Below are 22055 nucleotides of genomic sequence, written 5' to 3' on the forward strand. Positions count from 1 at the left end.
ACCGAACCCGGAAGCTAAGCCTTTCAGCGCCGATGGTACTGCAGGGGGGACCCTGTGGGAGAGTAGGACGCCGCCGAACAAATTTTGAAAGTGGCTCGATCCCCAAGCATCGCTTGGGGATCGAGCCACTTTTTTTGTTTTTTCCTCAGGATCGGACGCCGGCCGCTCGCGCCAGTTCCAGGTCGAGTGCCTCCCGGCGGATCCGCTGGTCCACATAGAGCAGTGTGGTGACCCCGGCCGTGATCGGAAGGGTCAGCGTCATGCTGAGGGTCCCGCCGATCCCGATGACGACGAGGAAGGGCCAGCCGACGGCGCTGGACTCGCCGGCGAGCCATTCCATGGCGCTGTCCCCGCCGAGCGTCATACCGACGGCGCTGGCCGGGATCTCGATGACCGCGTTGACGACGAAGACGAACGCGAGCGCCAGCAGTTGGATGCCGAAGACCCGCCACCAGGCGCCCCGTACCAGCTTGGTGGAACGCCGTAACGCGCTCCGCACGCTCTGCTTCTCCAGCACCAGAGCGGGAGCGGCGAGGCTGAACCGTACCCAGAGCCAGATCGCGGCGCAGGAGCCCGGCAGGGCGCCCAGCAGGGCCAGGGTCGCCCCCGGCCGGGAGGCTCCGACGGCCACGACCAGCAGGCCCGGCGCCACCCATGCGGCGAAGGCCCCGACGACGAGCAGGGGCACCAGGACGACCAGCCCGCAGAGCCGGGGCAGCCGCCCCCGGGCGGCGCGCCAGGTCTCCCGGGTGGACGTGGGCCGCCCCAGCACCGCCGCGCTGACCACGGGGGCCAGTAGCACGGCGCCAGCGAGGGTGCCGAGCATGCCGATGACCATGGTGGCCCCCGTGGTGCCCAGGGAGCCGCCGAGCGCGTCCAGGGTCTCCGCGGCCGTCGGCTCCGGGTCGTTCTCCAGGGCTTCCAGACCGGAGGTGTCCTGCAGCCACAGCCCGGTGACGGTGGTGATCAGAAACTGGCTGACGAGGGCGACGGCGAGCGAGACGGTGAGCGCGGTCCGCCAGTGCAGACGCAGCGTCGCCAGCGCACCGTCGATGATCTCGCCGACGCGGAGCGGCCGCAGCGGCACGGTGCCCGGCTTGGCCGCGGGCGGCGGCTGCGCCCATCCGGCGCCCCAACCCCCGGACCCGGCGGGGCCGGCGGAGCCGTTCCGGCCCGATGGACCGGACGGGTGATCCGGAGTCCCCCAGGGCGCGGGCCACTGTCCCCGGGGCGGCTGTCGCTCCGCCCATCTGGCGCCCGGCGCCGATCCGGGACCGGCCCCCGCGGACGGCCGGTCCGGGGGCCGGGAGCCATCGGGAGGTTCGGCGGCCTCCGCGCCCTCCGGGGCGTCGCCCTCGCCGGAAGGGCCCTGTTCCGGCTGGTCGGCCGGGGAGGAACCGGGTGGTTCCCGACCCGGGGAGTCGTTCATCGTCACTCCTTCCCGATGCCCCGTCGCTGAAGGTGACGGTGGCCGGTCGGCAGCATCGTGTCACGGTGTGCCGGTCCTCGCGCCGTGATCGCCGCCGAGGGCGGCCTTCAATAATGGGCACCCTTCCGGGCAGACTGGGCGGATGGCTGTTGAGCACGCAGTCTCTCCGGGCGGCGAAACCCCGCCCATCGCCCGTGCGCTGCGCTGGGAGGAACCACCCGAGGGGCCCGTCCTGGTGCTCCTCGACCAGACGCGGCTCCCCGCCCAAGAGGTCGAGCTGGTCTGCACGGACGTACCGGCGCTGGTTGCCGCGATACGTACGCTCGCGGTGCGCGGCGCGCCGCTGTTGGGGGTCGCCGGCGCGTACGGCGTGGCCCTGGCGGCGGCGCGCGGCTTCGACGTGGAGGAGGCCGCCGATCGGCTGGTCTTCGCCCGCCCCCCGGCCGTCAGCCTGGCGCGCGGGGTGCGCCGTGCCCTGACGGCCTATCGGAAGGCGGTGGAGCGCGGTGATGACGCCGCGCAGGCCGCCGCCGCGTCGCTCGCCGCGGCCCGCGCGGTGCACCGGGAGGACGTGCGGGCCGGCACGATGCTGGCCGCGCGGGGGCTGGTCCTGCTGCGGGAACTGCTGCCGGGCGGCGGCTACCGCATCCTCACCCATGCCCACACCGGCGCGCTGGCCTCGGTGGGCGAGGGCACCGCGTTCGCCGTCATCGCGGCGGCGCACCGCGCGGGGCGGCTGCGGCGGCTGTGGGTGGACGAGAGCCGGCCGTCCTTCCAGGGGGCGCGGCTGACCGCGCACGAGGCGGCCCGCGCGGGGATGGCGTGCACGCTGTTGCCGGACAGCGCGGCGGGCTCGCTGTTCGCTGCGGGCAAGGTCGACGCCGTACTGATCGGTGCCGACCGGATAGCGGCGGACGGGTCGGCGGCGGCCACCGTGGGCGGCTATCCGCTCGCCGTGCTGGCCCGCTACCACGATGTGCCGTTCATCGTCGTGGCCCCGGCCGGCACGGTGGATTCCCGCGCCGTCGACGCGGCGGCCATGGAGATAGAGCACCGGCCCGGACACGAGGTCACGGATCTGACCATTCCGTACGGACCGACCGCCGGCGTCGAGGCGGGAACCGGTGTGCCGGTGGCCCCCTTAGGCACCCAGGCATATAATCCGGCCTTCGATGTCACGCCACCCGGGTTGCTGACCGCTATCGTCACGGAACACGGGGTGATTTCCCCGGTTTCCGCCGCCGGAATTCGTGATCTGTGCGCCAGTTCACGATCGGGCGAGGGGAAGTCGCCGGGCTGACGTCATGATGTGTGACCACGACCCGCGCCGCCCTTGCGACACCTGGGCGGGAGGGGCGTGACCGGCCTGCCGGAAATCAAGATCCAAATACCGTTACGGGTGCCTACGGGCATAAACACTCGTTGCCCCGTAGCGGTGAGCTGGGTCACCCTCGTCTATTGACCGGATGCGAAAATGGGATGATGTCGATATGAAGGGACGCGTCCTCGTCGTCGACGACGACACCGCACTGGCAGAGATGCTCGGCATCGTGCTGCGCGGAGAAGGCTTTGAACCGTCGTTCGTGTCGGACGGCGACAAGGCTCTCGCCGCCTTCCGCGATGCCAAACCCGACCTGGTGCTGCTCGACCTCATGCTCCCCGGACGGGACGGCATCGAGGTATGTCGGCTCATCCGGGCCGAGTCCGGGGTTCCGATCGTCATGCTGACCGCCAAGAGCGACACGGTCGACGTGGTCGTGGGCCTGGAATCCGGCGCCGACGACTACATCGTCAAGCCGTTCAAGCCCAAGGAACTGGTCGCCCGTATCCGGGCGCGGCTGCGTCGCTCCGAGGAGCCGGCGCCCGAGCAGCTCACCATCGGCGACCTCGTCATCGACGTGGCCGGCCACTCCGTCAAGCGCGACGGCCAGTCGATAGCGCTGACCCCGCTGGAGTTCGACCTGCTGGTCGCGCTGGCCCGTAAGCCCTGGCAGGTCTTCACCCGCGAGGTGCTCCTCGAGCAGGTGTGGGGCTACCGGCACGCCGCCGACACCCGCCTGGTCAACGTGCACGTGCAGCGGCTGCGCTCCAAGGTCGAGAGGGACCCGGAGCGGCCGGAGATCGTCGTGACCGTGCGCGGCGTCGGCTACAAGGCCGGGCCGAGCTGAGCATGTCGACCGGCGCTGCCCCGCAGCCCCGCGGGCCGGAGGGCGGCGCCCAGGACACCACCCGGGCCGGCCGCCCCGTCGACCCCGCGGGCGACATCCCGCTGTTCCGGCGGCTGTGGAGCGGCGGCCACCTGCTGCCCGACGGCGCCCGCAACGGGCCGGCGCACCCCCTGATCAGGCTCTTCGGCCGGTGGGTGCGCCGCCCCCTGCTGCCCGCGCTGCGCCTGTGGCGACGCAACATCCAGCTCCGCGTCGTGGCCACCACGCTGCTGATGTCCCTCGGCGTGGTGCTGCTTCTCGGCCTGGTCGTCATCGGCCAGGTCCGCAACGGCCTGCTCGACGCCAAGCGACACGCCGCGCAGGGCCAGGCCGCCGGCGGCTTCGACGTCGCCGAGCAGCTGGCCGACGCCCGCGGCGACACCCGCGGCGAACAGGACGGCACCCCCGGCAACCGCGGCGCCCAGGACCCCGGCACCTGGCTGACGGCCCTCGTCAACCAGCTCGCCAGCGGCGGCAAGGGCTCCTACTTCGTGGTGGCGCTCAGCTCCGAGGCCGCCACCGCCGTCGAGGAGCCGCCGGTCACCAGTCGCGGCCCGCGCGCCTCCGGGGACATCAACCCCACCCAGAGCGTCCCCGCCGAGCTGCGCCACAAGGTCGACCAGGGCGACGCCGTCTACGAGCAGTACACCAGGATCCGCCACCAGGGATCCGGCTCCGAGGAGCCCGGCCTGGTCATCGGCAAGCAGCTCATGGGCATCGACGACAAGCCCTACCAGCTGTACTACGTCTTCCCCTTCACCCAGGAGGAGAAGTCGCTGAGCCTGGTCAAGGGCACCCTGGCCACCGCCGGCGTGTTCGTCGTGGTCCTCCTCGGCGCCATCGCCTGGGTCGTGGTGCGCCAGGTCGTCACCCCCGTACGGATGGCCGCCGGCATCTCCGAGCGGCTGGCCGCCGGCCGCCTCCAGGAGCGGATGAAGGTCACCGGCGAGGACGACATCGCCCGCCTCGGCGAGGCGTTCAACAAGATGGCGCAGAACCTCCAGGTCAAGATCCAGCAGCTGGAAGACCTCTCCCGGATGCAGCGCCGCTTCGTCTCCGACGTCTCCCACGAGCTGCGCACCCCGCTCACCACCGTGCGCATGGCCGCCGACGTCATCCACGACGCCCGCGAGGACTTCGACCCGGTCACCGCCCGCTCCGCCGAACTGCTCATCGGCCAGCTCGACCGCTTCGAGTCGCTCCTCGCCGACCTCCTGGAGATCAGCCGCTTCGACGCCGGCGCGGCCGCCCTGGAGGCCGACGCGATCGACCTGCGCGACGTGGTCCACCGCGTCGTCGACGGCGCCGAGCCGCTCGCCGAGCGCAAGGGCACCAGGATCATCGTCCGCGGCGACGAACGCCCCGTGATCGCCGAGGCCGACGCCCGACGCGTGGAGCGGGTGCTGCGCAACCTCGTGGTCAACGCCGTCGAACACGGCGAGGGCCGGGACGTGGTGGTGCGGCTCGCCGGCTCCCAAAGCGCCGTCGCCGTCGCCGTCCGCGACTACGGCATCGGACTCAAGCCCGGCGAGGCCACCCGCGTCTTCAACCGCTTCTGGCGGGCCGACCCGGCCCGCGCCCGCACCACCGGCGGCACCGGCCTCGGCCTCTCCATCGCGGAGGAGGACGCCCGGCTGCACGGCGGCTGGCTCCAGGCATGGGGCGAGCCCGGCGGCGGCTCCCAGTTCCGGCTGACGCTGCCGCGCGCCGCCGGCGACGCGCTGCGCACCTCGCCGATCCCGCTGGAGCCCGAGGACTCACGTCGCAACCGCGGCCTGGGCGGAGGCAAGGGCACCGGCGGCGCCGCCGGCCGTGCCGGCGCACACGTGCCCGCCCAGCTGCGCGCCGCCCCCCGGCGGCCGGCGCTGCCCGCGCCCGCGGGCCCGCCGCCGGTCGTGGACCCCGCCGCCCTGCCGGGCGACGGCAACCGCGTGGTGCCGCGCGACAGCGCCGCCACGCGCCCCGACCCCACCACCGCCACGCGACCGTCAGCCCCGACCACGCCCACGGTGCCGGCCCCGGCGAGGCCGACGACCGCCCCCGCGGCGGCGCCGGCGACCGTCTCCCCGCGCCGGGAACCGGCCGAGGCGGCGGGATCCGTACGACCCGGGCCCACCCCCGCACCGCCGCCCTCCGCCGCCGTACCGCAGGACCCCGCCGGGGAGCCGGCCTCCGTCCGGCCGGGGCCCGCGGCAGCGGCGCGGGACGCCGCCGCGACACCGACGTCCACACAGCCGACCCAGAGCGAACCGGAGGGCCGACCCCGTGGGCGCTGACCGCCGCCACCGCCCCAGCGAACCCGACGAACCCGGCGACCCCCGAAGAGCGCACGCCCCGAGCGCCCGACGCCGCACCCCGCTCGCGGCGTCGGCGCTCCTCGTCTGCGGCGCGGTCGTGCTGACGGGCTGTGCCTCCATGCCCGACAGCGGAGACGTCAGCAAGGTCGACTCCTCGCCGCGCGCAGAGATCGACTCGCAGGTGCGGGTCTACGGGGTGCCGCCGGGCAACGGCGAACAGCCCCCGGAGCTGGTCTCCGGCTTCCTGGAGGCCATCACCAGCGACGAACCCGACTTCGACACCGCCAAGCAGTACCTCGCCGACGAGGCCCAGGGCGCCTGGGACCCGTTCGCCTCGATCACCGTGCTCGCGCAGGCCCCCAAGGTCTCGGTCGACCCCACCGCCGGCAAGGACGGAAACGGCATCACCATCCTGCTGACCGGCACTCAGCTCGCCACGGTCGACGACCGACACGCGTACGAGCCGCGGGAGCGGAAGTACGAGGAGCGCATCCACCTCGCCAAGACCGGCGGCGAATGGCGGATCGACAGCCTGCCGCCGGGACTGGTCATGGGCCAGCCCGACTTCCAGCGCATCTACCGCTCCGTCAACAAGTACTACTTCGCCGAACTGGGCCCGGACGCCGGCGCGTCACCCGTCGTCGGCGAGGACGTCCTCGTCGCGGACCCCGTCTACCTGCGCAAGCGCGTCGACTCCGTCACCGCGACGGTCAACGCCCTGCTGGACGGCCCGACCAACTGGCTCGACCCGGTCGTCAGCACCGCCTTCCCCACCGGCACCACCCTCGCGGCGGGCGAGAAGAAGCTCACCCTCGACGACTCGCACACGTTGAGCGTCCGGCTCAACGACCGCGCGGCGCGCATCGACGAGGTGCGCTGCCACCGGATGGCGGCTCAGGTCTTCTTCACCGTCCAGGACCAGACCTCCACCGAGCTGAGCAGCGTACGACTGGAGCGCGCCAACGGCTCCGAACTGTGCAGCCTCTCCAGCGAATCCTCGCGCGGCTACGCACCCGACCGACTCAACGGCCGCATGGACCGCAAGTACCGGCAGTACTTCGTCGACGACAAGCACCGGGTGGTGAGCCTCTCCGACGAGGAGGACGTCGCCAGCCCGGTCGCCGGAGCGTTCGGCCTGGAAGGCGCCCAACTGGGCTCCGTCGCGATCGCCCGCGACGAGCGGTTCGCCGCCGGCGTCTCCCGCGACGGCCGCCTCCTCTACACGAGCGTGCTGGAACCCGGCGCCCAGCGCGGCGTGGCCCGGCTCACCAGCCGCGCCGCCGACCCCGACAACGGGCTCACCACGCCCAGTTGGGACGCGCTCGGCGGGCTCTGGGTCGCCGACCGCGACCCCCGCCACCCCCGACTGCTGCGCCTTCAGAACGGCACCGGAACGCCCGAGGAGGTCCGCGTCCCCGGTCTCGGCGGCGGCCGGATCACCTCGCTGCGCATCTCCTCGGACGGCATGCGGCTCGCCCTGCTCGTCGAGCGCGACGGCCATACGACGCTGCAGCTCGGCCGCGTCGAGCGCCGCGGCACCGCCAAGGCCCCGGAGCTCTCCGTCGAGGGGCTGCGCTCCATCGGGCTCAAGCTGGAGGACGTCGACGCCGCCGCCTGGGCCGGCGACAGCCGTTTGGTGGTCGCCGGCCATGAGAGCCGCGGTGTGCAGAAGTTGCTGATGTACGTGGAGACCGACGGTTCTCCCGCCGACATCCGCACCATTCCCGCCCCCGGCGGTATACAGACCCTCGCCGCCACCGAGGGCCAGAACCGTCCCCTCCTCGCCGGCGCCAAGGAGGACGGCATCGTCCGACTCACCACCAACGGCGACTGGGAGAGCGTGGCCAAGGCGGGAGTGGGGCCGGTCTATCCGGGCTGACTGTCGGGCGTCTGATGGGCGCCTGCCGGGCATCTGGCACCTGATGTGCATCTGTTGGGCAACTGACGGGCGTCACCGCCGGGGGCGGGCGGGCACGGGAAGCTGTCCCGCCACGATCGCGGCGAGTGCGAGCCCGAAACCCACGAGCTGGAGGGGCCCGAGCGTCTGGCCGAGCACGACGGCGCCGAGAACCGCGGCGACCAGGGGAGAGAGCAGCACGAGGACCGCGACCGAGGTGACGGGCAGCCTGGTGAGTCCGCGGAACCACAGGACGAAGGCGAGCAGACCGCCGAACAGGCCCAACCAGAGGTAGCCGAGGACGGCGGGAAGGTCGACCGTGGGAGGCGCCCCCTCGACCAGGACGGTGAGAGGCAACAGGAACAGCCCCCCTGCCGTGAGTTGCCACCCGGCGAAAGCGGTGGCACCGGCCTCGGCCGGACGTCCCCAGCGTTTGGTGAGCGTCAGCCCGAGCGCCATGGACGCCGCGCTGCCGAGGCCCGCCGCGACCCCGACGCCGTCGAGTGCCGCCTTCGGCCCGATCACCACCAGGCCGACGCCGACCACGCCGACCAGCCCCCAGGCGAGGCGCCAGACCGACAGGCGCTCACGGAGGACCGCCACGGCCAGGACGGCGACGACGAGCGGTTGGGCCGCCGCCAGGGTGGCGGCGACGCCTCCCGGCAGGCGTTCGGCCGCGATGGCCAGGAGCGGGAAGAGCAGCCCGATGTTCAGCACGCCGAGCACCGCGGCCTTCCCCCACCACGTTCCGCGCGGCATCGTCCGGGAGATCGCCAGCGCGACCAGACCGGCGGGCAACGCCCGGAGGAGCGCCGCGAACAGGGGGTGCCCCGGCGGGAGCAGCTCGGTGGTGACGACATAGAACGTGCCCCACACCAGGGGAGCGAGCGCCGTCACGGCGGCACGGGGCAGGCCCCGTGGGGGAACCCCACCGGCGGTTCCACCGGCAGCCCTCAGCGCTGTTGGACTTGTCATGCCCGCAGTCTCAGACGGGTGCGATCAATGAGTCCAACACATGTTTTGTCACTCGATTGATCTCGATTCTCGATGGATCGACGATGGGTCCATGGAGCTTCAGCAGATGCGCTACGTCGTCGCCGTCGCCGAGACCAACAGCTTCACCCGGGCGGCCGAACGATGTCTCGTCGTCCAGTCGGCCCTCAGCCACCAAATCGCGCGCCTGGAAAAGGAACTGGGCGCCCGGCTCTTCGAGCGCACGAGCCGCCGGGTGCGGCTGACGCCGGCCGGCGCGGCGTTCCTCCCGGCGGCCCGTCAGTGTCTGGACGCCGCCGAGCGGGCGGCCGCCGAGGTCGCCGCGGCTGTCGGGGAGGTGCGCGGACGGCTCGCCGTGGGCCTGATCCCCAGCGTCGCCGCGGTGGACATCCCCGGCGCCCTCCGTGACTTCCACCGGCAGTACCCCGACGTGCGCATCAGCCTGCGCGTGGGCGCGAGCGAGGAGCTCGTCGAACAGGTCAGGGAAGGGGCCATCGACGTGGCCTTCCTCGGGCTGCCGACCACAGCGCGGCCCCAGGGTGTCAACGCCCGTGAACTCGCCCGGGATCGGCTCGTCGCCGTGGTCGCGCCAGACCACCCCCTCGCCGAGGAACCGGCTGTCGACCTGCGCAGGCTCTCCTCCGAGGTGTTCGTGGACCTGCCGGCCAAGACAGCCGGACGAGTCCAGTCCGACCTGGCCTTCTCGGCCGCCGGTATCAGCCGTGACGTCGCCTTCGAGGTGACCAACGCCGACTATCTGGCTCGACTGGTCGGGCAGGGCCTCGGCGTCGCCATGCTTCCCTCCGCCTACGTGCGTCAGCTCACCGGCGTGACCACCGTCGAGGTCACCGACGCTCCGGCCCGCGTGGAATACGCCATCTGGAGCCGCGTCAGCCGCACGCCGGCGGCGACCGCCTTCCTCGCCGTTCTCGACATCCCCGCCACGCCCGACTCGGAAGAAGACCCGGTTATCCACGGCGGTGGCGGCCGCCGCCCCCGCCGGTCACAGTAGAGCCATGCGGGGGTGGTGGCCGGAGATCGTCGGCCTGGTGCTGCCGACCGGGTGCGCGGGCTGCGGCCGGCCACGTACCGGGTTGTGCGAACGGTGCCGCGCGCTGCTGTACGAGGCGCGGGCCCGGCGCGTCCGACCCCACCCCGTGCCTGCCGGCCTGCCCGCCGTCCATGCGGCGGTGCCGTACGAGGACGAGGCGCGGGCGGTCCTGCTCGCCCACAAGGAGCGCGGGGCCCGCTGGCTGGCCCGACCGCTGGGGGCTGCCCTGGCAGGGGCCGTGCGAGCCGCCCAGGAGGCATCGCGGGGGGTGGGAGGGGTGGGGGTGGGGGGAGGCCCCCGCAATGGCGTAGGGACCCTTCTCCTCGTCCCCGTCCCCTCGACCCCTCGCGCCGTGGCCGCCCGGGGGCACGATCCGGTGCGGCGGATCGCGCTGGCGGCGGCGGGGGCGCTGCGGCGGGAGGGGGTGGCCGCGCGGGTGCTGTCGGTGCTGCGGCAGCGGCGGCCGGTCACGGACCAGTCGGGGCTGGGGGCCGACGAGCGGCGGTGGAATCTGGCGGGGGCACTGGGGGTGCCGCCGGGCGCCGGGCGGCTGCTCACGGCCGGCCGGGTGGTGCTGGTGGACGACCTGATGACGACGGGGGCCTCGCTGGCCGAGGCGGCGCGCGCGGTCACGGCGGCCGTCGCGGCGGGAGACGCGGGGGGAGACGACGGGGCGGGGGCCGGGGCGGCCGGGACCGGGAAGACGAGGGTCGGCGCAGCCGTGTCGGCGGCCGGCGACGGGGGGACGAGGGCCGCCGACGCCGTGTCGGGGGCCGGGGCGGCGGCGGGGTCGGGCGGGGCCGAACGGGTGGTGCTGGGGGCCGCGGTGATCGCCGCACCAGCGGTTGCGTTCGAAATCAACCGGAACTGAAATGGAACGTAGATCGTTGCAGGTAGTGAAGGAGGCCCAGCAGCCGACCGGAGGTACGGGCCGGTAAGGGGTGCCGACTTCGGCTCAAGAGAGCTATGTTCGGTTGTGAGGAATGGCAGGCGCTATGCCTCTTATCTCCGCTTGGCGTGCTTTGTGATCTTTTTGCGAACCGCGAAAAGGTGGGGTTGGGATCTTGGTCATGGGGGAGGAGGAGGTGAAAGCCGCCAAGCTGGTGGCTCCGGAAATCTCCGGGGCCTAGTGCAGCAAGGGACGCGCTCCGCCGTTCCGACGTCGGAGCCACCCGGGAACGGAGTTCTGCGTGGACATCGTCGTCAAGGGCCGCAAGACAGAGGTGCCCGAGCGGTTCCGGAAGCACGTGGCCGAGAAGCTGAAGCTGGACAAGATCCAGAAGCTCGACGGCAAGGTGATCAGCCTGGACGTCGAGGTGTCCAAGGAACACAACCCCCGGCAGGCCGACCGCTCCGACCGAGTGGAGATCACCCTGCGCTCCCGTGGACCGGTGATCCGGGCGGAGGCTGCGGCCGCCGATCCGTACGTAGCGCTGGACCTGGCGGCGAGCAAGCTGGAGGCGCGCATGCGAAAGCAGCACGACAAGCGCCATACACGACGTGGAAACGGCCGGATTCCGGCGAGCGACGTGGCCGCCGCGGTTCCGGAAGCGGCCCGCATCAACGGCACCGGCGAGCTTGCCGCCGTCGCCGAGCAGGCCGTGCCGACCACCAGGATGGGCCCCCTTGAGGTCAAGGGCGAAGGCCCCCTGGTCGTGCGGGAGAAGACGCACGCGGCGTCCCCGATGCCGCTCGACCAGGCTCTGTACGAGATGGAGTTGGTCGGGCACGACTTCTATCTCTTCGTCGACTCCGACACCAAGCAGCCCAGCGTCGTCTACCGGCGCCACGCCTACGACTACGGCGTGATTCACCTGGAAACCGAGGCGTTCGTCGGTGAGGAGGCCGGCGGAGCGGGCGGTTCGCTCGGCGGCTGACCGAAGGTGACCGGTGCGGCCGGACCGGTGATCCGGTCCGGCCTCGCCGTCCGCCGGTCGCACCGGCCGTCGAGCCGATGCACGAGGGTGGTGCCCCGGGGTGCGTGCGCGCCCCCGGGGCACCACTGCGCGCCGACGGAAGCACCACCCCGCGGCCCGGGCATGAAATCATGGCTGACGGTGGCAACCCGCGTACGGACCGGAAGGGTTGACACCGCACGGCACGGTGCACAGCGCATCGTGCGGACCGCAGGGCCATGGCCTTCAGGGGGAGGAACGATGGCGGACAGCTTCGGGCCCGTGTCCCGTGACGACGGCGATCGCGGCGTCGGCACGGGAACGGACGGGGGCGCGTCGCGCAAGGAGCCGATCCGGGTGCTCGTGGTCGACGACCACGCGCTCTTCCGGCGTGGGCTGGAGATCGTCCTCGCCCAGGAGGAGGACATCCAGGTCGTCGGTGAGGCGGGAGACGGCGCGGAGGCGGTCGACAAGGCCGCCGATCTGCTGCCCGACATCGTGCTGATGGACGTCCGGATGCCCAAGCGCGGCGGCATCGAGGCATGCACCTCCATCAAGGAGGTGGCACCCAGCGCGAAGATCATCATGCTGACGATCAGCGATGAGGAGGCCGACCTCTACGACGCGATCAAGGCCGGGGCGACGGGCTATCTGCTCAAGGAGATCTCCACCGACGAGGTCTCCACCGCGATCCGCGCGGTCGCCGACGGACAGTCGCAGATCAGCCCCTCCATGGCGTCCAAGCTCCTCACCGAGTTCAAGTCCATGATCCAGCGCACCGACGAGCGGCGGCTGGTCCCGGCGCCCCGGCTCACCGACCGTGAGCTGGAGGTCCTCAAGCTGGTGGCCACCGGCATGAACAACCGGGACATCGCCAAGGAGCTCTTCATCTCCGAGAACACGGTGAAGAACCACGTCCGCAACATCCTGGAGAAGCTCCAGCTGCACTCCCGGATGGAGGCCGTGGTGTACGCGATGCGGGAGAAGATCCTCGAGATCCGCTGAGCCCGCGTCCGTCGTCGGGCGCCCGCCGGACGGAGCACCGCGGCGGCGCGGTCCCGGAGTGCCCCTGCCGGAGTGCCCCTGTCCGAGCGACTCGCCGAGCCCGGGGGTACGGCCGTCAGTTGAGCTCCGCCACGGCCGCGAGGAGGGCCGGCGCCAGTCGGGTCTGGTCGACGCGCTCGATCCGCACGGCGTCACAGCCCACCCATTCGGCCGCCTCCCGCAGCGCCCGAGCCATGGGGCGTACGGCTTTCGCGGTCTCCAACGACACCTGACGAGCCACCAGCGTCCTGCCCTCGCGGGCCGGGTCGACCCGGCCCAGCAGTCGCCCGCCGGACAGCAGCGGCATCGCGAAGTACCCGTAGACCCGCTTGGGCTTGGGCACATACGCCTCCAGCCGATGGCTGAAGCCGAAGATCCGCTCCGTGCGGGCCCGGTCCCATATGAGGGAGTCGAACGGCGACAGCAGCGTGGTGCGGTGCCTGCCGCCCGGCTTGGCCGACTCCGCCTCCAGCGCCTCCGGGTCCGCCCAGGCCGGTTTTCCCCACCCCTCGACCTCTACCGGGACCAGCCCGGTGGCCGGGAGCACCGCGTCCACCTGCTCGCCCTTGAGCCGGTGGTAGTCGGCCAGGTCCGCGCGAGTGGCCACACCGAGCGACTGCCCGGCCAGCCGCACCAGCCGCCGCAGGCACTCGGCGTCGTCGAGGTCGTCGTGCAGCAGCGCCTCCGGCACCGCGCGTTCGGCCAGGTCGTAGACGCGCTTCCAGCCGCGCCGCTCGACGCACACCACCTCGCCGTACATCAGGGCCCGTTCGACGGCGACCTTCGCCGCCGACCAGTCCCACCACGGGCCCCCGTTCTTCGCGCCGCCCAGCTCCGTCGCGGTCAGCGGCCCCTCCGCGTGGAGCTGCTTGATCACCGACTCGTACGCCCCGTCCGGCAGGTCGTGGCCCCACTGCGGGTGGTCGCGGTAGGCGCGGCGGCGGAAGGCGAAGTGCGGCCACTCCTCGATGGGCAGCACACACGCCGCGTGCGACCAGTACTCGAAGCTGTGTGCCCCGGTCCAGTAGGCCGACTCCACGGCCCCGCGGCCGACCGCGCCCAGTCGCGCGTACGGCACCAGCTCGTGCGAGCGTGCCAGTACGGAGATCGTGTCGAGCTGGACCGCGCCGAGGTGCCGCAGCAGCCCGCGCACCCCGGCCCTGCGGTCGGGGGCGCCCAGCATGCCCTGGGAGCGCAGCGCGATGCGACGTGCCTCATCGGCCGAGAGAGTGACGACAACGGAGGCGCCGGCGGCAGTACTCGTCATGGAGCACACCGTAGAGCCCACCACTGACAACACCCGGACGGTCGGTGATCGGGGCAGGTCAGCGGCAGTGGGCGGCGCGGAGTGGCGGCTGCTGGGAGGGTGGCGGGGCTGGAGTCTCGGCGGGTCGGCGGGTCGGTGCGTCGGCGGCCCGGCGGGGCGTGTGCGGCGGGTCGGCGTCTCGACGGGGCGACCGGGGCGGCGCGCCGGCGTGCGTCAGGGCGCCGGCAGGTACGGGGTCGCGGACGGCCGGCCCCAGTCGGATGGCAGCAGGGAGCCGATCCAGGAGTCCCGCCGGGTGCCCTGGTACGGGATGCGGGCGCGCAGTGTCCCCTCCATCTGGAATCCGAGCTTCCGTGCGACGGCCAGGGAGCCCTCGTTGCCGACCTCGGCGAGCCACTCCAGCCGCTCCACACCCAGCTCGGCGAAGGCCCAGTCCACCATGGTCCGAGCGGCCTCGACGGTGTAGCCGCGACCGCGGTGCTCCTTGGCGGTCCAGTAGCCCAGCTCCGCCCGTCGCTCCTCGGTGCCCGGCCCCGACAGCTGGAGCAGCCCCATCGCCCCGACCAGCGAGCCGGTGTCCTTGGTGACCACGGCCAGGTTGTAGCCGGAGTCCTCACGCCAGCCCTCCGGGCAGGTCTCTCCGATGAACTTCTCCGCGTGAGCGGGCGTGTACGGAGAGGGGACCGCCGTCCAGCGGGGGATCTCCGGGTCCTGGCAGGCCGCGGTGAGCGCGTCCGCGTCGGAGGGGGCGAAGGGGCGCAGTATCAGCCGTTCGGTGGTGAGGGTGACAGGCTCCATGGGTCGAGTCTGGTCGCTCGCCGCGCGGGAAGCGAGCGCTTTTCCGTGGGAGGCGGGCCGGCCCCGGCCGGGGGCCTGGGGGGCGACCGAGGGCGAGGCGGCCCCCGCGCGGCCGTCGGAGAGGAGGGTCGGGGCGCCTTGGCGGGGCACCTTATCCGTGCCTCACGCGTTGTCCTGGACGGGTGACACTCGACCTTCGTCCTGGCGGACCTCCCGGCGTGGCGGGGTCCTGTCTTACGATGGCCGTTGCGGCGGGGCCAGCGCCGCCTGATAATGCCGCGCCAGCGCACCCGACCGTGCCACGCCCGACCGGCAAGGAGCCAGCCTAAGTGTCCGTCCTCAACAAGCTCATGCGTGCAGGCGAAGGAAAGATCCTGCGCAAGCTGCACCGCATCGCGGACCAGGTCAATTCCATCGAAGAGGACTTCCTGAACCTCTCCGACGCCGAGCTGCGCGCCCTCACCGAGGAGTACAAGGAGCGGTACGCCGCGGGTGAGAGCCTCGACGACCTGATGCCCGAGGCCTTCGCGACCGTCCGCGAGGCCGCCAAGCGCGTGCTGGGCCAGCGCCACTACGACGTGCAGCTGATGGGTGGCGCGGCGCTGCACCTCGGTTACGTGGCCGAGATGCGCACCGGTGAGGGCAAGACCCTGGTCGGCACCCTGCCCGCTTATCTGAACGCGCTGTCCGGCAAGGGCGTCCACCTGATCACGGTCAACGACTACCTGGCCGAGCGTGACTCCGAGTGGATGGGCCGGGTGCACAAGTTCCTGGGTCTGTCGGTCGGCTGCATCCTCGCGAACATGACGCCGGCCCAGCGCCGCGAGATGTACGCGTGCGACATCACGTACGGCACCAACAACGAGTTCGGCTTCGACTACCTGCGCGACAACATGGCGTGGTCGAAGGACGAACTGGTGCAGCGTGGCCACAACTTCGCCGTCGTCGACGAGGTCGACTCCATCCTGGTCGACGAGGCGCGTACGCCGCTGATCATCTCCGGCCCGGCGGACCAGGCCACCAAGTGGTACGGCGACTTCGCCAAGCTGGTGGCGCGGCTGACCAAGGGCGAGGCCGCCAACCCGCAGAAGGGCATCGAGGAGACCGGCGACTACGAGGTCGACGAGAAGAAGCGGACCGTCGGCATCCACGAGGCCGGCGTGAGCAAGGTCGAGGACTGGCTGGGCATCGACAACCTCTACGAGTCGGTCAACACCCCGCTGGTGGGCTACCTGAACAACGCCATCAAGGCCAAGGAGCTCTTCAAGAAGGACAAGGACTACGTCGTCATCGACGGCGAGGTCATGATCGTCGACGAGCACACCGGTCGTATCCTCGCCGGCCGGCGCTACAACGAGGGCATGCACCAGGCGATCGAGGCCAAGGAGGGGGTGGACATCAAGGACGAGAACCAGACCCTCGCCACGATCACCCTCCAGAACTTCTTCCGGCTGTACAGCAAGCTCTCCGGCATGACCGGTACGGCCATGACCGAGGCCGCCGAGTTCCACCAGATCTACAAGCTGGGCGTGGTGCCGATCCCGACCCACCGCAGCGTGCAGCGAATCGACCAGTCCGACCTGATCTACCGGACCGAGGTGGCGAAGTTCGACGCGGTCGTCGAGGACATCGTCGAGAAGCACAAGAAGGGCCAGCCGGTCCTGGTCGGCACCACCTCCGTGGAGAAGTCGGAGTACCTCTCCCAGCAGCTCAACAAGCGCGGTGTGCCGCACGAGGTGCTCAACGCCAAGCAGCACGACCGTGAGGCGCAGATCGTCGCCCAGGCGGGCCGCAGGGGCGCCGTCACCGTCGCGACCAACATGGCCGGCCGTGGCACCGACATCAAGCTCGGCGGCAACCCCGACCACCTCGCCGAGGCGGAGCTGCGCCAGCGCGGCCTGGACCCGGTGGAGCACGCCGAGGAGTGGGCCGCGGCCCTGCCGGGCGCCCTGGAGAGCGCCGAGGCGGCGGTGAAGGCGGAGTTCGAGGAGGTCAAGGAGCTCGGCGGGCTCTACGTGCTGGGCACCGAGCGTCACGAGTCGCGGCGTATCGACAACCAGCTGCGCGGCCGTTCCGGCCGTCAGGGCGACCCCGGCGAGTCCCGCTTCTACCTCTCCCTCGGCGACGACCTGATGCGTCTGTTCAAGGCCCAGATGGTCGAGCGCGTGATGGCGATGGCCAACGTTCCCGACGACGTGCCGATCGAGAACAAGATGGTCACCCGCGCCATCGCCTCCGCCCAGTCGCAGGTCGAGCAGCAGAACTTCGAGACCCGTAAGAACGTCCTGAAGTACGACGAGGTCCTCAACCGGCAGCGCGAGGTCATCTACGGCGAGCGCCGCCGCGTCCTGGAGGGCGAGGACCTGCACGAGCAGGTGCGCCACTTCATGGACGACACCATCGACGCCTACATCCAGGCGGAGACCGTCGAGGGCTTCGCGGAGGAGTGGGACCTGGACCGTCTGTGGGGCGCCTTCAAGCAGCTCTACCCGGTGCAGGTCACCATCGAGGAGCTGGAGGAGGCCGCCGGCGACCGCGCGGGGCTCACCGCCGAGTTCATCGCCGAGTCCGTCAAGGACGACATCCACGAGCAGTACGACGCCCGGGAGAAGCAGCTCGGCTCCGAGATCATGCGTGAGCTGGAGCGCCGCGTGGTGCTGTCGGTCCTGGACCGCAAGTGGCGCGAGCACCTCTACGAGATGGACTACCTCCAGGAGGGCATCGGCCTGCGCGCCATGGCCCAGAAGGACCCGCTGGTCGAGTACCAGCGTGAGGGCTTCGACATGTTCACGGCGATGATGGACGGCATCAAGGAGGAGTCCGTCGGCTACCTGTTCAACCTGGAGGTCCAGGTCGAGCAGCAGGTCGAGGAGGTCCCGGTGCAGGACGCCGCCGAGAAGGCCGCCGCCGCCCAGGGCGTGGAGGACGTGGTTCCGGCCGGTGCCGGGGCGCGCCCCGAGATCCGCGCCAAGGGCCTGGAGGCCCCGCAGCGCCCCGACCGGCTGCACTTCTCCGCCCCGACGGTCGACGGCGAGGGCGGTGTCGTGGAGGGCGACTTCACCACCGACCAGGCCACCGCGCCGGCGCAGCGTTCGGAGTCGGACGGGCTGACCCGCGCGGAGCGCCGTAAGGCCAGCAAGGGTGGCCGCCGCCGCAAGAAGTAGCGGGCCGCCACCCGCGTCGACCGCCACCCGCGTCGACCGCCGCGCGGGGCGGCGCGCGACAGCCGGGCGTACGGGCCGGGCTCGGGCACCTCACGGGGTGCCCGGGCCCGGCCCGTCGCTCGTGGCGGGGTGGTCATCCGCGTGGTTCGGTGCCGCCGGCCGAGGGGCCGAGGTCGACGGCGGCACAGCGCCAGCGGGCGTCGGCGCCGAGCTCCAGCCGGAAGGCGAGCGCCACCAGCCGCCGGTTCCCGTAGGCGATCAGCGCGTACGCCTCGATGACGCCCTCGCGCGGCCGGTACTCCCCGCACCGTTGGACGAAGGGCGCCTCGCGGAGCGTCCCGGGTGGGCGCAGCGGGGCCCGCGGCGCCAGCTCGACGAGCTGGTCGTAGGCGTCCGGTAGGGCGTGCCCCAGCAGCGTGTGCACGGGGCGTTGCCCGCTGAGGGTGAGCAGCAGCTGGTGTGCGAACCAGTAGCGCGGCAGTCGCTCGCGCTGCCGCCGGCGCACGGCGACGGCGGCGGAGCGCGCCACGGAGCTTCGGGAGGCGGGGGTGCGCGTCCGCGACGCGGGGGCGGGTGCCGAGACGGGCGCCGACGCGGCTGCGGTCGCTGTGGTGGGTGGGGCACTCGGTGGTCGTGGTGCCGATCGGGCGGACGCGGGGCGCCGCGAGTCGCGCCGACCGGGGGGCCCGCCACCGGGAGTGGGGCGTGCCGGCCCCTGGGTGGGCCCACGACGCGCCGCGGCCGCTCCCCGGGGCATACGCACCGGCCCGGCGCCGCGGCCCGCGGCCTCGGCCGCCTGCGCCCGATGCGCGAGGGGGCCGTCGTCCGCCGCCGGGTCGCGGGGCGTGGCGGGGTTCCGGTCCGCCGGCCGCCCTCGCGGCGGGGTCTGTTCGCCGCGCGCCGCCGGACGGGGCGCGGCGTGGCCGGCGTCCGGCTCTGGGGTGTGCCCGGCACGGCTGCCGTCCGCCGCCGAAATCCGGTGTGTGGCCCGCTCCAAGGCGTCCCGCTCCCCGGCGTCCGGGTCCTCGTCCGCCACCCCGCCCCAGCGAGCCGCCGGGTTCCGGGGCGCGGGCGGCGGCGTCGTCTCGTCGGCGTCGCGACTCGCGTTGGTCGTGGGGATTCCGGTCATGGTCATCGCTCCCGCACCTTCGGCCGGACGCCCCGGGCGATACCGGCTAGTAACTTCGGTCGGGGGATCTTCTACCGACGCGTTCGCGAGTGGGACAAGGACGACGGCCCCCTTCCGGAGGCGGCGCGGGAGCTTCACCTATCAGGCGGTCCCACCGCCCCGATCGGGTGGCCGAGGCCGGTCTCGGCCTGTCCGGAAGCGGCTCCGAGCGCGGGGGCGCACTACCCCGAAGGGGGACGTGCGCCCGTATGCTGGCTGCGATCGTTAACTCCCCACAGCCTTGAGGAAAGCGGCAGCCATGCGCGTCTACGTCCCCCTGACCCTCCCCGGTCTCGCCGAGGCGTACAAGACGGGCGAGCTGGGCCCCGCCCCGTTGGACGCCTTCGCCGTGACGCCCGCGCTGCGCGAGTGGTACGTGTCCGACGACATCGAGGAGTTGGAGTACGCGGCGCTGAGTCGGGCGGCCCAGGCGTCGCTGCGGCTGCTGGCCGCCGACCCAGCCGCCGCCCGGCGCCGGGTCGTGGTGGCGGTGGACGTGGCCGACGGCGCCGCGGTGGCCAACCCCGAGCGCGGGCTGGACCACGCCGCGCTCGGCGAGGTGCGCATCACCTCCGCCGTGCGGCTGGCCAAGGCGGCCGCCGTGCACGTCGACGCCGGCGACGCCGAGGAGGACATCGCCGCGGCCGCGGCGGCGCTGGGCGCGGCCGACCAGGGCGACGACGACGCACGGTTCACCGTGGACGGCGCCGAGGACCACGAGCTGCTCTGGTACGCCACCCAGGAGATCCCCAACCTGATCGGGTGAGCGGGTTATCCCCAAGCGGGCGGTTTTCCACAGGTGACGGTCGTCACGACGCGGCCGCGACCGGTGGTCGGTACGGTCGAGGGCATGGGGATGAAGCACGTGGCACACATCGTGTGGGACTGGAACGGGACCCTCCTGCACGACATCGACACAGTGATCGCGGCGACCAACGCGTCGTTCGCCGAGATAGGGCTGGAGCCCATCACGCTGGAGCGCTACCGGGACCTGTACTGCGTACCGGTTCCGCTGTTCTACGAGCGGCTGATGGGGCGGCTGCCCACCGACGCCGAGTGGCGGGTCATGGACGACGCGTTCCACCGGCACTACTGGGCGCTGGCGGCCTCCGCCGGTCTGGCGACGGGCGCCAGGGAGCTGCTCGCCGACTGCCAGGCCGCCGGGCACACCCAGTCGCTGTGCTCGCTGGCGCCGCATGACCGGCTGGTGCCGCTGCTGCGGACATACGGGATCGAGGAACACTTCATCAGGGTGGACGGGCGGATCGGCGACAGCACCACCGGCAAGGCGGAGCAGATGGTGCGCCACCTGGCGGCGCTGCAAGGCGTGCCACCGGAGCGCGTGGTGGTCATCGGGGACGCCCTGGACGACGCGGTCGCGGCCGCTCACGCGGGGGCGCACGCCGTGCTGTACACCGGCGGCTCGCACAGCCGGACCAGCCTCGCGAGCGCCGGGGTGCCGGTGGTGGACACGCTGGCGGAGGCCACACAGGTCGCGGCGGAGCTGGTGTCGGGCCGGTCCGTGAACGGCTCGGCGGCCGGCTGAGCCACGCGGCCTCGCACGCCGGCTGAGACCTCGGACGATGCACCACCGGCTGACCGGGCTGACCGGGCTGACCGGGCTGACGGGTGGCTGGGGGCCTGGTGTCGCCGGGTGGCTGGGTGTGACCGGGTGACCGGTGACGGGGCGACCGGTGGCCGGTGACGGGGGCGGGTGCTCGGACGGGTGGGCCACCCTCGGGTGGGCCGCCCCCCCCAGCCGGGCCGCCCCCTCAGCCGGGCCGCCCCCCGGCCGGGTCAGCCGGCGGCTGTCGTGTCCGAGGCGTCGACCGGGGCCTTCTCCCGCAACAGCTGGACGAAGGCGCGCATCCAGGCGGCGTTGTCGGACCAGGCCCGGGCGGAGACGAGCGTGCCGTCGACGACGACCTCGGCGTCCTGGTAGTTGGCCCCGGCGGACTGCATGTCCAGCTCCAGGGCCCGGTAGGCGGTGACGCGGCGGCCGGCCAGGCCGCCGACGGCGGCGGTGAGGAGGGGGCCGTGGCAGGTCTGGGCGACCGGCTTGTCGGCGTCGAAGAACGCCTTGAGGATCTTGCGGAGCTCGGGGTCGTTGCGCAGATACTCGGGGGCGCGGCCGCCGGGGATGACGAGGGCGGCGTACTGCCCGGGGTCGACCTCCGAGAAGCCGAGGTCGGCGAGCCAGGTGTAGCCGGGCTTCTCGGTGTAGGTGTCGTAGTCGTCGACGAAGTCGTGGACCACGAAGCTGAGCTTCTTGCGGCTCGGGGCGGCGATGTGCACCTCGTACCCCTCCTCGATCAGCCGCTGGTAGGGGTAGAGCACCTCCAGGGATTCGGCCGCGTCGCCGGTCACGATCAGGATCTTCGGAGCCATGCCGCCCACCTCTGACTCGTCGCATGCGTCCACTGACTCGTCGCGTACGTCCACGCTAGTCACGGTCCCCGCGTCGCGCCCGCCGTGCACGCGTACCGCCCGCTGCCAAGGGGGCCGATTCGGCCGGTCACGCCGGGTGGCCGGCGCCCTACGGGCTGAGAAGGAGCGTGCCACCCGCGGGGCGTGTGGGTGCGAAAGAGGTCAAAAGGGGCGTAAGTCGATGCATGGGAGGCAGGAGAGGGGTGGTGGGGAGGGTGTGAAGGCGGCAAAGAGTTCGGGGGCCACGCGTCGCTGTCCACATCGTCAAACTTCCCGCCCAGGTTTTGTACACAAACGGCCCATGACGGCGTCAGGGGGGAGAGCGATAGCCTTACTGCGTGATCAGCGCGATATCCACCAGGGGCGACGGCGCCCCGGAGGTGCGCCCGGAGAACCACAGGCTCCGGGGCGCGGCTGG

Annotated in this window: 17 protein-coding genes and 1 rRNA gene; 12 read left to right on the top strand and 6 right to left on the bottom strand. The window is 72.5% G+C overall.

Translation table 11 applies throughout. The annotated features are described in order from the left end of the window. Nucleotides 1-79, top strand: a 5S ribosomal RNA gene (rrf, locus tag CD790_RS28485); the annotation flags it as partial. 66 nt (nt 80-145) lie between these two features. Here the strand turns inward: rrf and CD790_RS28490 are convergent. Further along, nucleotides 146-1429: a glycerophosphoryl diester phosphodiesterase membrane domain-containing protein gene (locus tag CD790_RS28490; RefSeq protein ID WP_144386250.1), complete on the bottom strand. Its 1284-nt coding sequence runs from the start codon at nt 1427-1429 to the stop codon at nt 146-148. 142 nt (nt 1430-1571) lie between these two features. Here CD790_RS28490 and mtnA point away from each other — a divergent pair, with 142 nt between their 5' ends. The 4 genes from mtnA (at nt 1572) to CD790_RS28510 (ending at nt 7812) form a co-directional block, all read left to right on the top strand. Beyond that, nucleotides 1572-2729: an S-methyl-5-thioribose-1-phosphate isomerase gene (gene mtnA / locus CD790_RS28495; RefSeq protein WP_144386251.1), complete on the top strand. Its 1158-nt coding sequence runs from the start codon at nt 1572-1574 to the stop codon at nt 2727-2729. A 190-nt stretch (nt 2730-2919) separates the two neighbouring features. Beyond that, nucleotides 2920-3597, top strand: a complete 678-nt coding sequence (gene mtrA, locus CD790_RS28500; protein ID WP_144386252.1) for a two-component system response regulator MtrA — start codon at nt 2920-2922, stop codon at nt 3595-3597. Between the two features lie 2 nt (nt 3598-3599). Further along, the gene (mtrB, locus tag CD790_RS28505; RefSeq protein ID WP_399218371.1) at nt 3600-5912 is read left to right on the top strand and encodes an MtrAB system histidine kinase MtrB; all 2313 of its coding nucleotides are present in this window, start codon (nt 3600-3602) and stop codon (nt 5910-5912) included. Then, nucleotides 5902-7812: an LpqB family beta-propeller domain-containing protein gene (locus CD790_RS28510; RefSeq protein WP_260867957.1), complete on the top strand. Its 1911-nt coding sequence runs from the start codon at nt 5902-5904 to the stop codon at nt 7810-7812. Before mtrB ends, CD790_RS28510 begins: the two co-directional genes overlap by 11 nt. Before the next feature lie 72 nt (nt 7813-7884). Here CD790_RS28510 and CD790_RS28515 read toward each other — a convergent pair whose 3' ends face one another. Continuing rightward, entirely contained in the window at nt 7885-8805 is a 921-nt protein-coding gene (locus tag CD790_RS28515) for an EamA family transporter (protein WP_144386253.1), read from the bottom strand. 91 nt (nt 8806-8896) lie between these two features. Here CD790_RS28515 and CD790_RS28520 point away from each other — a divergent pair, with 91 nt between their 5' ends. The 4 genes from CD790_RS28520 (at nt 8897) to CD790_RS28530 (ending at nt 12774) form a co-directional block, all read left to right on the top strand. After that, complete coding sequence (locus CD790_RS28520; protein ID WP_144386254.1) at nt 8897-9835, top strand: LysR family transcriptional regulator; 939 nt, start codon at nt 8897-8899, stop codon at nt 9833-9835. A gap of 4 nt (nt 9836-9839) precedes the next feature. Further along, nucleotides 9840-10745 (top strand): ComF family protein, encoded by a 906-nt coding sequence (locus CD790_RS34935; RefSeq protein ID WP_186319284.1) that lies wholly within the window; start codon nt 9840-9842, stop codon nt 10743-10745. Nucleotides 10746-11064: 319 nt separating this feature from the next. Then, entirely contained in the window at nt 11065-11751 is a 687-nt protein-coding gene (hpf, locus tag CD790_RS28525; RefSeq protein ID WP_144386255.1) for a ribosome hibernation-promoting factor, HPF/YfiA family, read from the top strand. 279 nt (nt 11752-12030) lie between these two features. Then, entirely contained in the window at nt 12031-12774 is a 744-nt protein-coding gene (locus CD790_RS28530; protein WP_144386256.1) for a response regulator transcription factor, read from the top strand. Between the two features lie 115 nt (nt 12775-12889). Here the strand turns inward: CD790_RS28530 and CD790_RS28535 are convergent, their stop codons facing one another. Together CD790_RS28535 and CD790_RS28540 are read right to left on the bottom strand one after the other, a co-directional pair. Then, nucleotides 12890-14080: a winged helix-turn-helix domain-containing protein gene (locus CD790_RS28535; RefSeq protein ID WP_144386257.1), complete on the bottom strand. Its 1191-nt coding sequence runs from the start codon at nt 14078-14080 to the stop codon at nt 12890-12892. Between the two features lie 213 nt (nt 14081-14293). After that, nucleotides 14294-14878: a GNAT family N-acetyltransferase gene (locus CD790_RS28540; RefSeq protein WP_144386258.1), complete on the bottom strand. Its 585-nt coding sequence runs from the start codon at nt 14876-14878 to the stop codon at nt 14294-14296. 329 nt (nt 14879-15207) lie between these two features. On the opposite strand from CD790_RS28540, the gene secA reads away from it, so the two are divergent. Continuing rightward, the gene (gene secA / locus CD790_RS28545; protein WP_144386259.1) at nt 15208-18042 is read left to right on the top strand and encodes a preprotein translocase subunit SecA; all 2835 of its coding nucleotides are present in this window, start codon (nt 15208-15210) and stop codon (nt 18040-18042) included. A gap of 133 nt (nt 18043-18175) precedes the next feature. Here secA and CD790_RS36285 read toward each other — a convergent pair whose 3' ends face one another. Further along, nucleotides 18176-18571 (bottom strand): Rv3235 family protein, encoded by a 396-nt coding sequence (locus CD790_RS36285; protein ID WP_144386260.1) that lies wholly within the window; start codon nt 18569-18571, stop codon nt 18176-18178. An 898-nt stretch (nt 18572-19469) separates the two neighbouring features. Here CD790_RS36285 and CD790_RS28555 point away from each other — a divergent pair. Further along, nucleotides 19470-19976, top strand: a complete 507-nt coding sequence (locus CD790_RS28555; RefSeq protein ID WP_144386261.1) for a DUF6912 family protein — start codon at nt 19470-19472, stop codon at nt 19974-19976. 84 nt (nt 19977-20060) lie between these two features. Then, nucleotides 20061-20756 (top strand): HAD family hydrolase, encoded by a 696-nt coding sequence (locus CD790_RS28560; RefSeq protein ID WP_144386262.1) that lies wholly within the window; start codon nt 20061-20063, stop codon nt 20754-20756. Nucleotides 20757-21007: 251 nt separating this feature from the next. Here the strand turns inward: CD790_RS28560 and CD790_RS28565 are convergent, their stop codons facing one another. Continuing rightward, nucleotides 21008-21598, bottom strand: a complete 591-nt coding sequence (locus CD790_RS28565; RefSeq protein ID WP_144386263.1) for a DJ-1/PfpI family protein — start codon at nt 21596-21598, stop codon at nt 21008-21010. Nucleotides 21599-22055: the final 457 nt, after the last annotated feature.

Source organism: Streptomyces sp. SAJ15 (assembly GCF_007595705.1).
Taxonomy (GTDB): domain Bacteria; phylum Actinomycetota; class Actinomycetes; order Streptomycetales; family Streptomycetaceae; genus Streptomyces.

Coding starts and splice junctions, on each gene's coding strand:
- CD790_RS28490 (WP_144386250.1), bottom strand. CDS start 1,429: ATGAACGACTCCCCGGGTCGGGAACCACCCGGTTCCTCCCCGGCCGAC.
- mtnA (WP_144386251.1), top strand. CDS start 1,572: ATGGCTGTTGAGCACGCAGTCTCTCCGGGCGGCGAAACCCCGCCCATC.
- mtrA (WP_144386252.1), top strand. CDS start 2,920: ATGAAGGGACGCGTCCTCGTCGTCGACGACGACACCGCACTGGCAGAG.
- mtrB (WP_399218371.1), top strand. CDS start 3,600: ATGTCGACCGGCGCTGCCCCGCAGCCCCGCGGGCCGGAGGGCGGCGCC.
- CD790_RS28515 (WP_144386253.1), bottom strand. CDS start 8,805: ATGACAAGTCCAACAGCGCTGAGGGCTGCCGGTGGAACCGCCGGTGGG.
- CD790_RS28520 (WP_144386254.1), top strand. CDS start 8,897: ATGGAGCTTCAGCAGATGCGCTACGTCGTCGCCGTCGCCGAGACCAAC.
- CD790_RS34935 (WP_186319284.1), top strand. CDS start 9,840: ATGCGGGGGTGGTGGCCGGAGATCGTCGGCCTGGTGCTGCCGACCGGG.
- CD790_RS28530 (WP_144386256.1), top strand. CDS start 12,031: ATGGCGGACAGCTTCGGGCCCGTGTCCCGTGACGACGGCGATCGCGGC.
- CD790_RS28535 (WP_144386257.1), bottom strand. CDS start 14,080: ATGACGAGTACTGCCGCCGGCGCCTCCGTTGTCGTCACTCTCTCGGCC.
- CD790_RS28540 (WP_144386258.1), bottom strand. CDS start 14,878: ATGGAGCCTGTCACCCTCACCACCGAACGGCTGATACTGCGCCCCTTC.
- CD790_RS28555 (WP_144386261.1), top strand. CDS start 19,470: ATGCGCGTCTACGTCCCCCTGACCCTCCCCGGTCTCGCCGAGGCGTAC.
- CD790_RS28560 (WP_144386262.1), top strand. CDS start 20,061: ATGGGGATGAAGCACGTGGCACACATCGTGTGGGACTGGAACGGGACC.
- CD790_RS28565 (WP_144386263.1), bottom strand. CDS start 21,598: ATGGCTCCGAAGATCCTGATCGTGACCGGCGACGCGGCCGAATCCCTG.